The sequence below is a fragment of the Morganella sp. BCCO 40_0007 genome (assembly GCF_032989665.1).
Lineage (GTDB): Bacteria > Pseudomonadota > Gammaproteobacteria > Enterobacterales > Enterobacteriaceae > Morganella > Morganella sibonii.
Map to the genome: position 1 here is coordinate 125,321 of NZ_JAVBIN010000004.1, position 16,858 is coordinate 142,178.

Genomic DNA, 16,858 nt, shown 5'->3' on the forward strand with positions numbered 1-16,858 from the left:
CTTAATTCATTACTTTTTGTATGGATATGCTAACAAATTGTTATCCGTGTCACGGAGAACGTTTTTTTATGTCATGAATGTTGGAATATCGTTCACATTGAACTATTATGAGCGATAACGAACATTAAAGAACAAATATGGTCATGCGGGAGTGAGGATGGAAACGAAAGATTTGATCGTTATCGGGGGCGGAATCAACGGCGCGGGAATTGCCGCTGATGCTGCCGGACGCGGGTTGTCAGTGCTGATGCTGGAAGCCCGGGATCTGGCCTGTGCCACCTCATCGGCCAGTTCAAAACTGATCCACGGCGGATTGCGCTATCTCGAACATTATGAGTTTCGTTTGGTGAGCGAAGCGCTGGCTGAACGTGAAGTATTATTAAAAATGGCACCGCATATCGCCTTCCCGATGCGTTTCCGCCTGCCGCATCAGCCACATCTGCGTCCGGCATGGATGATCCGCGCCGGGCTGTTTCTGTATGATCATCTCGGCAAACGCACCACATTGCCGGGCAGCCGCGGCCTGACGTTCAGCAATGCCTCCCCGCTGAAAGCGGAATTTAAAAAAGGATTCGAATACTCTGACTGCTGGGTGGATGACGCCCGTCTGGTGGTGCTGAATGCACAGGAAGTTGTGCGTCAGGGCGGCGAAGTCCGCACACGGACAAAAGTCACCCGCGCATGGCGCGAAAACGGCTTATGGCAGGTGGAAGCGGAGAATGCCCTGACCGGCGAGACGCTGCGCTGGCAGGCAAAAGGGCTGGTCAATGCCGCCGGGCCGTGGGTGAAAACCTTCTTTGATGACGGATTACAGCTCAAATCCCCTTACGGTATCCGTCTTATCAAAGGCAGCCATATTGTGGTACCGCGCGCGCATGATGAACCGCAGGCCTATATTCTGCAAAACGAAGATCACCGTATTGTGTTTGTTATCCCGTGGATGGATGAATTTTCCATTATCGGCACAACCGACGTGGAATATCACGGTGATCCGGCAGACGTTAAAATCGATGATAACGAAATTAATTATCTGCTGGATGTCTATAACGACCACTTCCGCAAAACCCTGACCCGCGACGATATCCGCTGGACATACTCCGGCGTCCGTCCGCTGTGTGATGATGAATCGGATTCACCGCAGGCAATCACCCGTGATTACACGCTCGATCTGCATGATGATAACGGGCAGACACCACTGCTGTCGGTCTTTGGCGGGAAACTCACGACTTACCGCAAGCTGGGCGAACACGCACTGGATAAACTGGCAGCCTACTATCCGCAGGCCGGAAAAGCGTGGACAAAACAGGCGGTACTGACAGGCGGTGAACTGAACGGCCTGAGCCGCGACGACTATGCACGGACACTCACCGGACGCTGGCCATGGCTGCCGAACGGACTGGCGCTGCGCCTTGCCCGTACCTACGGCAGTCAGACAGAAAAAATTATCGGTGATGCGCAGTCCATCAGCGACCTCGGACAGTTATTCGGCCATAACCTGTATGAAGCCGAACTGCGCTATCTGGTACAGCACGAATGGGTGATCACCGCAGAAGACGCACTCTGGCGCAGAACCAAGCTGGGGATGTGGCTTACACAGGAAGAACAGCGTCAGGTGGAGCAGTGGCTCCGCCGGGAAGAACAGTAAGATAACAACACAGACCGGCTCACAAAGCCGGTCTGTTTTTTTTTATGACCTCAGCGCCGGGATTCCAGCGCCATCCGGACAGCCAGTCCGGCCAGTACCGTTCCCATCAGCCAACGCTGCACAACCTGCCAGAACGGGCGGCCTGTCATGAATACAGAAACCGATCCCGCCATCAGAATAATCAGTCCGTTCACTGTCAGACTGATCATAATTTGAGTTGTTCCGAGTGCCAGAGACTGCACCAGCACACTGCCGTGTCCCGGCACAATAAACTGCGGCAGCAGCGACAAATACATCACTGCCACTTTCGGGTTCGCAATACTGGTCAGAAACCCCATCGTGAACAGTTTTTTTGGCTTATCTTCCGGCAGCTCCCGCACTGAAAATGCAGAGCGGCCGCCGGGTTTTACTGCCTGCCAGGCCAGATAAAGCAGATATAATGCACCCGCGATACGCAGGACATCATAAGCATAAGGAACTGCCAGAAAGAGAGCCGTGATCCCGAACGCCGCACTCAGCATATAAAAAATAAATGCCAGACCGACACCCGCAAGAGAAATATATCCCGCCCGCCTTCCCTGACAGAGTGAACGGGAGATCAGATAAATCATATTAGGGCCCGGCGTTAATACCATTCCCAGCGCAACCAGAGCAAATGCAAACAATGACGTAATATCAGGCATAATGCACTCCATAACAGATAATGCATAACAAATAATAATGTAATTTATTGTTTTTTCAGGATATGTAACCACCATGAACAGGTGATCATTGATTATAGCCGGAACAAAAAAAAAGCAGCAACAACATAATTTAGTATGTATTAATAACGTGGGTTACTGCACAAAACAGCAGACACAAAAAAAGCGCTTTTCAGCGCTTTTCCGGACCGGTTGTTCTCAGTGCACCTGTGCCGGGCTGAGAAGCTGATAGATCGTGTCCGGGGTATATTTCTCACCGGAAAAATAGATATTCCAGTCAGTGAGCATCGCGGTATTCAGCGGATACACGCCGCCCTCTTCCATCTCTTTCACATAGAACGGATGGTTAATCAGTTTGCCGGTAAAGACATCATTATCGAGGGTTTCCGGGATAAACCACATGTGTTCCAGGTCATCCTCATCCCCGTACGGAATGCCGCATTTGACCATAAATACCCACGGATTTTCGTCCTCATCATCACGGGTTTTTTTGCCGAATAACCCGCCGAACAGACCTTTTTTCACTTTGGCCTCCGGCTGCCCGTACTCTGTAAACATCTGGGCAAAATAGTGCCAGCGCAGCCGGGCTTTTACCGCCATTTCGTGAGTTTCACTGTTCGGGCGATAAAACATGATGGCGGCATCATCGTCGAAACCACGGAAAAATGTCTGTAACTCCGGCGAACTTTCATTCACACGGAACAACATGCAGGACGGATGGTCATGCTGATCATCACGGTCGCCGCGATCACCAAGAAACTCATTTTCCGGCATATTATCGTGAGAATAATCAATATCTTCCAATGATTTCAGCTGGTCGATTGGCGTATTTTTGTTGATCTGCCGAATACCTTCCTGGTAAGGCAGCGCCACAATATATTCCAGCTGTTTTTCAGTCTGTCCGCACAACATAGGCTCATTGAACAGTACTTTGCCTTCATTGAGGCTCTGTCCGATAAAACTGCGCAGCAGATCAGGAATGCCGTAGTACGCATTAATGGTATGCGGCAGCAAGAGTTCCACTTCAGGGATGCCGCAGCGCAGCAGGCCGTGTGTATGGAACCAGTACATGGTCGGCGGGGTGTTTTCCGTGTCATAGATAGCATGAATGGTATACAGAGACTCGATGTTCAGCTGCACGTCATTTTCCAGCTGAAAATTGAGCCACTCACGGGTAAATCCGCGTCCGGCTGCTGAGATATCAATACCCAGCAGTAAATCCGGCACCAGAATCTGTACCATTTTCAGCTGATGCCGGTAACTTCTCAGTACGTCATTCTGCAAAAGGCACTCAACATAAATGTCCTGCACGGTCTGGTTGACTTCAGCCAGCAGCGCGGCAGAAAGCGGGTCCGTTGAGTAGTAAGGATTGATTTCCAGTTCCGGTGCCCGCGGTGCCAGCGACACCAGAAACAGCAGTTCTTCATCGCCATAATGACAGCTGTAATAAAAGCTGTTTTCATCATGTTCTGCGTATTCAATATCACCCTGTGTGAAAAAGGTTTGTGATGCCAGACGCTCTTCTAACTCTGCGAGGTTAAGCCGCGAGGGAGGGAATGCCACTACCTCCGACGTCATCCTCTTACCTTTACCTTCCGCAACCTCAAGGTAATATTGTTTTATATCCATCGGTAATGCCTTTATCCGCTCTGAGTTATGCTGCTGTGCTGTAATAGTCTCCGGCGGAACACTCCTTCCGGGGAACATAAGAACTTCGGGCGTCAATTATATTCATTGTGGCAACAATAACCTCTGCTTTTGTCCCGGTTATGCCAAACGAAGTACTGTAAAAAATGAATGTGCTGAAATTAAACTCATTTGTTCATACGTATAAGTACCATACTTCGTATGTGTCTTTCATTCAGAATAATCCACCTATTATTCTGTAAACAGATATTTTGGCCAAAATTATACGGCCGGAAGCAAAAACGGCTATAATCCGATCAGTTGACCGCACCGATCTGAGGTATGAGAAGTTGATAAATAACAAAAAGTTAACGATTACTGTTCCGTTACCGGAGCCTTATCATACCGCGGATTTTCTCGCATTTCATTTACGTGATAATCACCATGTGGCTGAGCAGGTCACAAAAAACCGGGTGATGAAAGGTATTTGCCTGCACGGCCATCCTGCTTTACTGACACTTGACATCCGCGCCGGGGAAGCCGGCATCACACTCAGTACTGACGGCCCGGCCATTCTGCCGGAAGACGGGGCGCGGATGCATCATCTCGCCCGGCATATGCTCGGTCTGATCCAGCCGGTTGAGGAATTCGAGGCACAATATCAGGATCACCCGCTGGCCGGGCCGCTGATCCGGCGGCAGAAAGGCCTGAGGATCTACCAGTCCGCCACCCCGTTTGAAGCGATTAACTGGGCGATTATCGGACAACAAATCAGTGTACAGGCCGCGATATCCATCCGCCGCCGCCTGATTCAGCATATCAGTCTGCGCCACTCCTCCGGGCTGTTGTGCTACCCGGATGCGGCACATATTTTACAGACCAATTTTGACGGACTGCGCAGCTGCGGTTTTTCTGCCGGTAAAGCCCATGCGCTGCTGGCACTGAGCGAACAGCTGGTAAGTGGTAAACTGACGCTGCCTGATGTGGTGACGCCGGATAATGCGGATACGGTTTCCGCCTCTCTGACCGCCATTAAAGGTATCGGTACCTGGACCGTCAGTTATGCCCTGCTGCGCGGCTTTAACTATCTGAACGGCTCACTGCACGGTGATGTTGCGGTGCGGCGCAATCTGCAGCGCCTGCTGATGCGGGATGAAAAGATAACCGCGGATGAAACTCAGGCGTGGCTGGCGGATTTTGCCCCCTGGCGGGCACTGATAGCAGCGCATCTGTGGCGGCAGGAATCCGCCGCCGGGTACTGAGCAAAAAAAATGCCGCACATGCGGCATTTTTTCCCTCTGCTGACTCAGCGCAGCCAGTTGGTTTTTGCCAGCTCCACAATCTCATCACCGCGCCCGTTAATAATCGCACGCAGCATATACAGACTGAAGCCTTTGGCCTGCTCAAACTTAATTTCCGGCGGCATGGCCAGTTCCTGTTTCGCTGTCACCACATCCACCAGAACCGGGCCGTCATGGGCAAATGCGGTTTTCAGTGCATCATCCAGTGATTCGCTGTCTTCAACCCGTATCCCTTTGATCCCCATAGCATTAGCCATCGCAGCAAAATCCGGGTTATGGAGATCAGTTCCGTCAGTCAGGTAACCGCCTGCTTTCATCTCCATCGCAACAAATCCCAGCACACTGTTGTTAAAGATGACAATTTTTACCGGCAGCTGCATCTGTGCCAGGGAAATAAAATCCCCCATCAGCATACTGAACCCGCCGTCACCGCACATTGCCACCACCTGACGTTTGCGATCAAGTGCCTGAGCACCGATAGCCTGCGCCATAGCATTTGCCATTGAGCCGTGGTTAAAGGACCCAATCAGCCGCCGTTTGCCGTTCATAGTGAGATAACGTGCCGCCCAGACCGTCGGCGTGCCCACATCACAGGTGAAAACGGTATCGTCATCCGCCAGTTCACTGATTTTTTTCGCCAGATACTGCGGGTGGATCAGTTCCCGTTTGCTTGCGGTTGCCAGTGCATCGAGGTCACTGCGGGCGGTCTGATAGTGTTTCAGTGCCGCATCCAGATGGGTGCGATCCTCTTTGGCCTGTAAACGCGGCTGAATGGCATTAAGTGTGGCTTTGATATCCCCGATAACCGCCATATCCACCGCGCAGTGCGCGCCGAGGCTGCCCGGGTTGATATCCACCTGAATAATCTTTGCTTTGGCCGGATAAAACGCGCGGTACGGGAAGTGTGTGCCGAGCAGCACCAGGGTATCCGCGTTCTCCATAGCATAATAGCCGGAGGAGAAGCCGATAAGCCCGGTCATCCCGACACTGTACGGGTTATCATACTCAATATGCTCTTTCCCGCGCAGCGCATGCACCACCGGCGCTTTCAGGGTTTCCGCCAGTTTGATAACCTCATCATGTGCCCCGGCACATCCGGCGCCGCACATCAGTGTGATATTTTTCGCGCCGTTAAGGGCATCCGCCAGTTTCACCAGCTCATCCCGCTGCGGCATGACCAGCGGCAGCGACGGCTCATACCAGACATTGCGGGCCGATTCCGGAGCCGGTCTTAACGCCACATCCCCCGGAATGACCACCACGGCCACGCCGCGTTCCAGAATAGCCTTGCGCATGGCAATACCGAGTACCTGCTGGATCTGTTCCGGATTGGAAACCAGCTCACAATAGACGCTGCACTCGCGGAACAGCTCCTGCGGATGGGTTTCCTGGAAGTAGTGGCTGCCGATTTCGCCGGAAGGAATATGTGCGGCAATTGCCAGCACCGGCACGCGGTTGCGCTGGCAATCAAATAATCCGTTGATTAAGTGGAGGTTACCCGGCCCGCAGGAACCGGCGCATACCGCCAGTTTCCCGGTCAGATGCGCTTCCGCCCCGGCGGCAAACGCGGCCACTTCTTCATGCCGGGTGCCCATCCATTCAATGCTGCCCAGTTTACGTAAGCTGTCACTCAACCCGTTCAGTGAGTCGCCTGTGACACCCCAGATACGGTTGATTCCTGCATCCGCCAACATTTTTGCGATATAACCCGCTACAGTCTGCTTCATCGTAAATCTTCCCTCTTAACTGGTGATAAATCTGATTCGCAATAAGGTGCTGCACAGAACAATACCCGACTGCTCTGTGTGTTTATCCTGTCAATTCAGTGTAGCCCGGGCTTGGCGCAGATAAAACCACCAGTAATAAGGTAAATTTTCAGTACTAATTCAGGATATTGCCGGAGATTCGGCGGAATAATACAAAACCGGCTGTAATTATATATAAGTACACTTCTCTTAATTTCTGTTTAATAATATTTATATTATCTTTATTTCGGAGAATGAATTTATATTCCATCCGGAATAAACATAAAATCAGAGTAAATGAAGATAGAGTATAACCAATTGATAAATATAAATTAAATAATAGATCCACATCGGTATAATATTATTTCAATACAGATATCATCGTTATTATTCATGCACCATGAAATACTGATATGATATAAACACGATCTCCGTCACGCTCGTTTTTTTAATACTGACGTTAAAATCCCTCCTGCAAATAATAACGAAAACAACTGCTGACAGAAACCCGCCGGTTCCGGAAGGCAGATTCTTTTCGTAAAAATAAAATGTACTCATGTTGCGCCGGCGCTGTGGTATGACCGGTTTCCGGTCATACCCGCGCTTACATCAGGGATTCTTTATCAGCACACAAACCGGTTTCAGTTACGGGGTAAATGTAATGACCAACAAATACAATATCAGTGAAAAACTCTTTGCGCTTGAGGCGTTCAGCAAGAAAACGCGCCAGGATTTACATAAAATCCCTGAGCTGTCCGGTGAAGAATATAAAACCTCAAAATACTGCCGCGAACTGATGGAAAGCTTCGGCTACACCATCCGTCAGTTTGAGGGCTACACCGGCTTTACAGCTGAACTGACCGTGAACCCGGCATACCGGCTGATTGCTTACCGCACCGATATCGACGGCCTGGAAATGCCGGACATGACCTGCAACGAACACAGTTCCGTACACGAGGGTTGTGCCCACAACTGCGGCCATGACACCCATATGACCATCGCCCTGACGGCGGCAAAATACCTCAGCGAACACCGTGATGAGCTGACACACAACGTCCGTTTTATCTTCCAGATGGCAGAAGAAGATATGCGTGTGCCGGGTGCGGATAAAATGGTGGAAATGGGCTGTATGGACGGCGTGGATGAAGTCTACGGTCTGCATAACGACGCGGCGATTGAAACCGGCTGTATCCGTTTTAACGCCGGGGTGATGTCCTCTTACGGCTCTGCCTGGACGCTGGACGTACACGGCGTTTCCGCGCACGGCTCCACCCCGCACAAAGGACTGGATGCTATCCGCGAAGCCACCCGCATCATTGATTACATGGATTATATCGTCGCCAAGAAAACCGATCCTTTCAGCCCGGCCGTTTTCGGCTGCGGTATGATCAACGGCGGTACTATTCCGAATGCACTGGCTGATTACGTGCAGGCACGCGGCACCATCCGTTCAATGGATGAAGAAACCGATAAGATCTTAAAAGCCAGCTTTAAAGAAATTGTTGCCCGCAGTGAAGCCGGTGGTTTTAAAACCACACTGGAAGCCTGTGGCTATCCGGCCGTGATTAACCATCCGCAGGCAGCAGACGTGATTAAAAACGCAGCAGCCGCTTTCTTACCGGCTGAAAATATTGATTCGAACGGTAAGCCGATGACCGGCAGTGAAGATTTCAGCTATATGATTAATGCCACCAAAGATAAACTGGGTGCCATGTATTTCCTCGGCAGCGGTAATAAAGCCAAAGGAATTAATAACTATCTGCATGCCAATCCGTATTTTGTTGATGACGATTGCCTGCTGATCGGTGCGCAAATCTTTATTAATATTGCCACCCGGTAAAAAAAGATAACACACAGCAAATGCAAAGCCCGGTAACTGATGTTACCGGGCTTTTTTTATCAGAAATACAGAAAAATCAGAGTTCAGGTAATGCGCGGTAAAGCAGATCACGGGCTTTTTGATCAGCCGGCAGCCACTGTTCCGGCTGGTGAATATAATTCAGGTCAAGATGCGGCGCATAACAGGAAATAAAGTCATACATATAATCCTTCAGATGTGTATGACGGCTGATACAAATATGGGTATAGCTCGGTTTCACCAGATTACCGATATTAATACAGCGCAGTGAATCACTGTCTTCTGCCGGATCAAATGCCACGGATGAAATAACACCGACACCCGTTCCGCGCTTGACATAAAATTTAATAATTTCTGTATCGACGGCGGTTAATACCACATTCGGCGTCAGGTGATTCTGATAAAATACCTGATCCAGTTTGGAACGGCCGGTAAATCCGAATACATAGGTAATCAGCGGATAATGCGCCAGTTCCTGAATCGTCAGCTGCTCATGTTGTGCCAGCGGGTGATCATGCGGCACAATCGCACTGCGGGACCACTGATAGCAGGGCAGCGTCAGTAAATCATCATAAAGATGCAGGGATTCCGTGGCGATCGCAAAATCCACATCCCCGTTTTTCACCATTTCTGCCAGCTGTGCCGGTGCTCCCTGATGAAAATGCAGCGAAATATTCGGATAACGCGCATTAAAGCGTTCGATTACCTTCGGTAATTTATAGCGGATTTGTGTGTGCGTGGTGGCAATACGGAGATTCTGTTTTGTCGTGGTATCTTCATGTGAAACCAGACTTTTAATTTTATCAAACTGCGCAAGAATATCGCAGGCAACACGATGAACTTCTTCACCAATCGGACTGAGCGATAATAAGTTATTATTTTTCCGGTTGAATAAAGAAACGTTCAGTTCATCTTCAAGAATTTTGAGCTGTTTACTCACTGTTGGCTGTGAGGTATACAGCTTCTCGGCAGCATTCGTGATATTAAAGTCACTCCTGACCACCTCAACAAAACTTTTGAGCTGATTAATGTTCATTGCTTATTTATCCAGTAATAAAACGGATTAAAAATACTAAAATTATTAAGAAACAGGGTTATAAGAGTAATACAACATGCTGTGTATCAGAATGATAGCACAAGGCAGGTGACGAATAAATAAACACGTCCCGCAAAATGCGGTATCCGTTATTAGCAGGCTAATAACGGATTTTTGAGATGAGATTCAGTATCACTCAATATCACAACATTACATCAGTTCGGATTCGACCGGCAAAATAACGGTTTCTGCTTTCCAGGATTCCCGTTCATTTCCGCTGTCGCGTTTACTCCGGCCTTCAATCCCGGTGAAGAACCAGCCAACCGGTACTTCAAAGATATCCGCAATACGGACTAAACAATCCACATCCACACGATTTACACCACGTTCATAACGTGACATCTGCTGCTGGCTGATTTCAATCATTTCAGCCAGTCTTGCTGCTGTAATACCATGATCTTTTCGTAACACCTGAATTTTTTGCCCGACTGCACGCGCGATCGAGTTTTTTGCTTTGGTCATGTCGCTATCCCTCACATATGGCTGTGATAATCACCGGATTCCTCTCCGGTAACTAACAAAAATATGCGTTTATTAAAGAAAGTGGACCAATTGATATTCACAAAGTTTTACTCTTTGTTGTTGTTTTAACTTCCGCATGATTGTACTTATTACAAACCAGCAAAGTACACATGTTGAAACATATATTACATATTCATTTACTAAATTGAAACCTGCCTTTCCTTCACTTAACGGATTGTAAAAAAAGAATTATTCGGTGCATGAAAGAGTTATAACCCTATGTATTATAGTATATTTACCTCCGCAACCACCCTTGGACTAGGTATAAACCACTAAAAATAAAATGACTCATCATTAGCATAAAATAGTAATTATTTAGCTTTAATGGAGTAAGAAACCACAATTAAATGGAAAAAAAACGATATATCTTGAAACATTTATGTCTTTCTTAAATTGCCATTGACAGATATCACTTCATGAAACGCATATTCAGCATATAATTCCAAAGTTTATCTTATAATTACGTAAAGAAATCATTGATGGCTGTTATTATGCATTAATGACCAGCAGCACCACCTTCGGAAAAATACATACAGAAAATTGAGAAATAAGATGAAACATACTGATAACATTGTTTGTTTTCTGAATTCACCTTATATTTTGCTTATATTTAAACCATAAGCACTATTATTTCACTAACAATTTCAAATACATCGGATTTAGATACCTTTAATTACTCCTTTAATGCAATAAAATCGCCCGGAAAACATCATTTCAGGATAAGATTTTTCAAAAAAAACCGCCTTTTCGTTGATTTTTAAGAAAAAAACAACGCTGAATATTTAGTGACAATCAGACGTTAAATGCCAAATCAGCAATTAAATTCAGTACAAAAAACCGTTAATTTTACAAAAAATACGATTTATGCTAAATTAGGTGACCTCGTTTCAAAACAAAGGTACTTTTTTTGGTTATTACAACGCACAACTTTCCTATTCTCCCTATCCTGTCTGCGGTTTCCTGTGCCGTCTGCCGTTAGCGCCGCTATACTGATTAATCAATCTATTTAACGGGAAACATGAATACGGGAAAAATTACGTATTTATACTTACCAATTTAGTATTAAACATCTTCTGCTACCGATGAATTCACTATCATACAAAAAGTCGTTGTGGGTTTGAGTGAATCTCAGTCACGTGAATCCCCGTCATAAAACAAAAGGATACAACGATGAGACGCAAGAAAACAAAACAAAAACCTTTAAATATCAATGATATTACTATTATTGATGATGGAAAATTAAAGAAAGCTATCACCGCTGCCTCACTGGGTAATGCCATGGAGTGGTTTGACTTCGGGGTCTACGGCTTCCTGGCGTATGTGCTGGGTCAGGTCTTCTTCCCTTCCGCCTCCCCGGGTATACAGATGATCGCGGCGTTAGCCACGTTCTCCGTACCGTTTCTGGTGCGTCCGCTGGGCGGGGTATTTTTCGGCATCATGGGCGATAAGTTCGGCCGCCAGAAAGTCCTTTCCGTCACCATCATTATTATGGCCATCAGTACCTTCTGTATCGGTCTGATTCCGTCTTATGAAAGTATCGGGATCTGGGCACCGGTTCTGCTGCTGCTGGCAAAACTGGCTCAGGGTTTCTCCGTGGGCGGTGAGTATTCCGGTGCAGCTATCTTTGTAGCGGAATATTCACCGGATCGTAAACGCGGATTTATGGGCAGCTGGCTGGACTTCGGCTCAATTGCCGGTTTCGTCTGCGGTGCCGGTGTGGTGGTTCTGATCTCCAGTATTCTCGGCGAAGCAGCATTCCATGAGTGGGGCTGGCGTATCCCGTTCTTCCTGGCACTGCCGCTGGGCGTCATCGGCCTGTATCTGCGTCATGCCCTGGAGGAAACACCGGCTTTCCAGCAGCATGTTGAGGATATGAAAAGTGCCAACCCTGAAACCGGCGAAGATAAGCCACGGGTTTCACTGCGCAGCATTGCCTCACAATACGGTAAGGGTCTGATGATCTGTGTCGGACTGGTCATTGCCACCAACGTCACGTATTACATGCTGCTGACCTATATGCCGAGTTATCTGTCGCATAACCTGAATTACAGCGCGGATCACGGTGTACTGATTATTATCGCAATCATGATTGGTATGCTGTTTGTACAGCCGCTGATCGGCATGATGAGTGACCGCATCGGCCGTAAACCGTTTGTTCTCGCGGGCAGTATCGGGTTATTTTTCCTTGCTATTCCGGCATTTATGCTGATTAATAGTGATGTTATCGGACTGATTTTCTTAGGGTTGCTGATCCTGGCGGTTCTGCTGAACTGCTTTACCGGCGTGATGGCATCTATCTTACCAGCCATCTTCCCGACAAAAATCCGCTACAGTGCACTGGCTATCTCATTCAATATTTCCGTGCTGATTGCAGGTGCCACGCCGACAGCCGCAGCCTGGCTGGTCGAGGTCACCAATAACCTGTATATGCCGGCTTACTATCTGATGGTCATTGCGGTTATCGGGATGATCACCGCGATTGTGATGAAAGAAACCGCCAATAAACCGTTACGCGGTGCCACACCGGCGGCATCAGACCGGGCGGAAGCCAAAGAGATTTTACTGGAGCATTACGATAATATTGAACACAAGATTGAGGCGATTGATGAGGAGATTACCGCGTTGCAAAAACGCCGTCAGTCACTGATTGATCAGCATCCGAAGCTGGACTGATGTCCTGCTCAGGCCCGCCTCTCCGGACGCGGGCTTTTTTATTGTTTATGCGGGAGATAAGACGATGACGGACTCAGCACCGGCGGTTGTCTGGCTGCGGCAGGATCTGCGGCTGACAGATAACACAGCGCTTTATGCCGCCTGTCAGGCACACCGGCAGGTAAAACTGATTTTTACCCTCACACCGGGACAGTGGGAACAGCACGCCATGTCTCCGTCACAGCAGGCACTGATTTTCTGTCAGCTGCATTCCCTGAACACATCCGCTGCCGCACTCGGGATCACCCTGCATGTGCAGACGTGCAATACCTTTGAGGATGCCGCAGACTGGCTGGCGGCGTGGTGCCGTGAGCATCGCATCCCCGCCGTGTATGTCAATAAACAGTACGGACTGAATGAACAGCGCCGTGATGAACGTCTGGCTGCCCGCCTGCCGGAAAGCTGCCGTTTTTATGCCTTCGATGACAGTGTCCTGCTGCCGCCGGGAAGCGTAAGTACACAACAGGGCGGGCTCTACAAAGTGTTTACCCCATTCCGCCGCGCCTTTCTCACCGCACTGATGCAGGCCACTGTCCGTGTCTTACCGGTACCGGACGCCAAAGGGCCGCCTGTTTCCCCGGCACCTCTTAATCTGCCGCAGCAGGAACACACTCTTTTTCCTTCCGGAGAAGAGGCTGCCCTGCAACGGCTGGCGGATTTCTGTCAGAAGCATGCTGCGGATTACAAAACTGAACGGGATTTCCCGGCGATTGACGGCACCAGCCGGATCTCCGCCTATCTCGCGACCGGAATTTTGTCCCCGCGCCAGTGCCTGAGCCGTCTGCGCCTGCATTTTCCTATGGTGTCAGATCAGCCGGAGAGTGGCGCTTATACCTGGCTCAGTGAGCTTATCTGGCGTGAATTTTATCTGCATCAGCTGGCACTCCACCCGGATATCAGCCGCCACCGTCCGATGCAGCGCTGGACGGAGGCCATTGTCTGGTCACCGGACAGCAGCGGGCTGCTTGCCTGGCAGCAGGGAAAAACCGGCTTTCCGCTGGTCGATGCGGCCATGCGCCAGCTGAATGAAACCGGCTGGATGCATAACCGCCTGCGGATGATCACGGCAAGTTTTCTGGTCAAAGATTTATTAACGGACTGGCGGCGTGGTGAGCACTACTTTATGTCACAACTGATTGACGGTGAATTTGCCGCCAATAACGGCGGCTGGCAGTGGGCGGCGTCCACAGGCCATGATTCGGTGCCGTATTTCCGGATTTTCAACCCGGTCACCCAGGGAAAACGGTTTGACCCGGACGGCAGTTTTATCCGCCGCTGGCTGCCGGAACTGGCTGATGTACCCGCAAAATATATTCACACCCCACATGAATGGGCGGAGAAGAATCAGCGGGAGATTGATTATCCGAAGCCGGTGGTTGATCACCGGATGGCGAGGATCAGAGCTATCGATGCGTATGAAACTGCCCGCCGGACAGCTGCCGGCGGGGATGAAAACCAGGGTTAATCTGCTTTACCTGCTGACCGCCGCACAGTGCTGTAGGTCAGCAGATGTTCCAGATTATAATAACGGGCTTTATTCAGCACGGTCGTGTGAGACATCCCGATTTCGCGGGACACCTTACGGGCTGAACCATAGCGGCGCAGATAATCCTCCAGCAGGCTTTTTTCCTGACGCGCCAGGGACTCTTTCAGGTTGATCTCTTCCGGTACCGGCTGCACCGCAGGCAGCACATCGGCTCTCTGTACCGGATGAGGCCGCTGCACCGGAGAAACCATCACTTCCTCATGCGGCAGCCACAGATCGCCGACGGTAATTTCCCGGCCGGACGCCAGATGAATCGCCCGCAGAATCACGTTTTGCAGTTCCCGCACGTTACCCGGCCAGGAATAGGCCATTAACTGATGATAAGCGTCCTGAGATAAACTGAGCTGCTTATTCAGTTCCGTTGTGTATTTGCTGATAAAACGCTGTAATAACAGAGGAATATCCGTTTTCCGCTCTTTCAGCGGCGGAATGTTAATCGGGATCACGTTGATCCGGTAATAGAGATCTTCACGGAATGATTTGTTCTCGATCATCTCTTCCAGATTCCGGTTGGTCGCCACAATGATCCGCACATCTACCGGGATCTCTTTATGCCCGCCGACCCGCCGGATCACACCTTCCTGTAATACCCGCAATAATTTACTTTGCAGGATAAGAGAAAGCTCGCCGAATTCATCCAGAAATACCGTACCGTGGTTGGCGGATTCAAACAGCCCCATTTTCCCGCCTTTGCTGGCACCGCTGAATGCGCCGCCCTCATAACCGAACAGCTCGCTCTCAATCAGGTTTTCCGGCAGCGCGGCGCAGTTAATCGGTGCAAACGGATGAGCACTGCGGTCACTGGCGTTGTGAATGGCGCGGGCAAACAGTTCCTTACCGGTTCCGGTTTCACCGCGGATCAGCACGGTATAAGGACTTACTGCGATCTTTTTAGCAAAATCAATAAGATTCATCATGATTCCGCTTTCGCAGATAATGTCATCAAAACTGAACGGCAGGCTTTTATTCACTGATGATGCCATCTGCTGTACAGATCGCAGGCTTTTGAAGGTGATCACCGCCCCCATGACCTGGGACTCTTCACTCAGAATCGGACGGCCGGAACAGATATAGTACAGCTCCCCTTTCGGGGTACTGGTCACCATCTGATAGTGATCGAAACTGTTGCCGCCGAGCAGTTTGGTGAGCACGGCCTGGTTTTTGCCGCTGAGAATTTTACTGATATTAACGCCGACAATATTTTCCCGCGATATCGAGAAAAAGTCTTCCGCCACTTTATTAAAGTAGTTGATGTTACCCTGATTATTGATACCGATAATACCGTCAGTGGTGGATTCCAGAATCGCCTGTAATTCTTTTTCTTTACGTTCGTAGGGCTGTAATTTGGAACGGGTGACACTGATAACATCAGGATTAAGCAGGAGTTTACTCAGCAGCAGCTTAACATCCCGCTCGCATTCCGCGTTGAATTTGACATAAATTTTGCACGGAAAAACTTCCATGGAATTGATGCTGATTTCTGAGGCCGAAAACTCATTGATGACTTCTTCCACCATGGCGACGCGGTCAATGGTATTAATTAACCATCTATATGCAGACATGTGTTTAGTCACTCCCGGTTAGTGTATGTAGTGCTCTGTTTCACCCGCCTACCTACCAGAGTTACCTATCTTAGGTACTCACTGAAAGGTGAATCAAAAGCGAAATACAACAAAATGGTGCGCAATTAAGGAAAAACCACATGATAAGTAACCTTATCATATAGATGTAATTATTATTTTTTGGTTCAGTTATACTACCTACTATAAACAACTTGAATCAGCTTGTACCCGCCATATATCTCAATTCTATGAAAAAAATCGGCCAGACATCGGGTTTACATCCGGACGTAGTGAGATCGAAAATCATTAAAAATGCGGTAATTAATAGAATTGATTATTTCTGACGTTGATCATTATCAATCACCGGACGTATCGATTCAGGAAAAAATTTAAAAAGAGATCTGGATCACCCTTCCCTTTTGGGGCTATAATGTGACGCAAGTCCGGTTTTATACCCCAATGTGATTAACCTCACTATCAGAAAGTGGCAACCTACTGTCAACTTTCTTTCCACTTTGTCATTTTTACTTACACTCTGCTTTCC

Annotated in this window: 11 protein-coding genes; 5 read left to right on the forward strand and 6 right to left on the reverse strand. The window is 48.8% G+C overall.

Going from position 1 to position 16,858, the window contains the following annotated elements; genetic code table 11:
* Nucleotides 1-157: 157 nt before the first annotated feature.
* The gene (glpD, locus tag R5268_RS06360) at nt 158-1,645 is read left to right on the forward strand and encodes a glycerol-3-phosphate dehydrogenase (RefSeq protein ID WP_317418997.1); all 1,488 of its coding nucleotides are present in this window, start codon (nt 158-160) and stop codon (nt 1,643-1,645) included.
* A 50-nt stretch (nt 1,646-1,695) separates the two neighbouring features.
* Here glpD and R5268_RS06365 read toward each other — a convergent pair whose 3' ends face one another.
* Together R5268_RS06365 and R5268_RS06370 are read right to left on the reverse strand one after the other, a co-directional pair.
* Nucleotides 1,696-2,328 carry a LysE family translocator gene (locus R5268_RS06365; RefSeq protein WP_317418996.1) on the reverse strand — a complete coding sequence of 211 codons (633 nt, stop codon included), beginning with the start codon at nt 2,326-2,328 and terminating at the stop codon, nt 1,696-1,698.
* A 216-nt stretch (nt 2,329-2,544) separates the two neighbouring features.
* A complete protein-coding gene (locus tag R5268_RS06370; RefSeq protein WP_230059748.1) occupies nt 2,545-3,975 on the reverse strand; it encodes a DUF4026 domain-containing protein in 1,431 nt (476 codons plus the stop codon).
* Nucleotides 3,976-4,322: 347 nt separating this feature from the next.
* Here R5268_RS06370 and R5268_RS06375 point away from each other — a divergent pair, with 347 nt between their 5' ends.
* Nucleotides 4,323-5,234: a 3-methyladenine DNA glycosylase 2 gene (locus R5268_RS06375; RefSeq protein WP_317418995.1), complete on the forward strand. Its 912-nt coding sequence runs from the start codon at nt 4,323-4,325 to the stop codon at nt 5,232-5,234.
* A gap of 44 nt (nt 5,235-5,278) precedes the next feature.
* Here R5268_RS06375 and poxB read toward each other — a convergent pair whose 3' ends face one another.
* Nucleotides 5,279-7,000 carry a ubiquinone-dependent pyruvate dehydrogenase gene (poxB, locus tag R5268_RS06380; protein WP_052927178.1) on the reverse strand — a complete coding sequence of 574 codons (1,722 nt, stop codon included), beginning with the start codon at nt 6,998-7,000 and terminating at the stop codon, nt 5,279-5,281.
* Between the two features lie 679 nt (nt 7,001-7,679).
* Between poxB and R5268_RS06385 the strand changes: the two genes are divergently transcribed.
* On the forward strand, nt 7,680-8,858 hold the full coding sequence (locus R5268_RS06385; protein WP_046895089.1) for a M20 family metallopeptidase: 1,179 nt from the start codon (nt 7,680-7,682) through the stop codon (nt 8,856-8,858).
* Nucleotides 8,859-8,934: 76 nt separating this feature from the next.
* Here the strand turns inward: R5268_RS06385 and R5268_RS06390 are convergent, their stop codons facing one another.
* Nucleotides 8,935-9,912, reverse strand: coding sequence for a LysR substrate-binding domain-containing protein (locus R5268_RS06390; protein ID WP_107679876.1), 978 nt, complete (start codon nt 9,910-9,912; stop codon nt 8,935-8,937).
* 210 nt (nt 9,913-10,122) lie between these two features.
* Nucleotides 10,123-10,434 carry a helix-turn-helix domain-containing protein gene (locus R5268_RS06395; RefSeq protein ID WP_046895037.1) on the reverse strand — a complete coding sequence of 104 codons (312 nt, stop codon included), beginning with the start codon at nt 10,432-10,434 and terminating at the stop codon, nt 10,123-10,125.
* 1,230 nt (nt 10,435-11,664) lie between these two features.
* Here R5268_RS06395 and proP point away from each other — a divergent pair.
* Nucleotides 11,665-13,167: a glycine betaine/L-proline transporter ProP gene (gene proP / locus R5268_RS06400; RefSeq protein ID WP_046895038.1), complete on the forward strand. Its 1,503-nt coding sequence runs from the start codon at nt 11,665-11,667 to the stop codon at nt 13,165-13,167.
* A gap of 64 nt (nt 13,168-13,231) precedes the next feature.
* A complete protein-coding gene (gene phrB, locus R5268_RS06405; RefSeq protein ID WP_317418994.1) occupies nt 13,232-14,671 on the forward strand; it encodes a deoxyribodipyrimidine photo-lyase in 1,440 nt (479 codons plus the stop codon).
* Here the strand turns inward: phrB and R5268_RS06410 are convergent.
* Nucleotides 14,668-16,314, reverse strand: coding sequence for a sigma-54 interaction domain-containing protein (locus R5268_RS06410; RefSeq protein ID WP_317418993.1), 1,647 nt, complete (start codon nt 16,312-16,314; stop codon nt 14,668-14,670). The two genes, phrB and R5268_RS06410, sit on opposite strands and share 4 nt — an antisense overlap.
* Between the last annotated feature and the right edge of the window lie 544 nt (nt 16,315-16,858).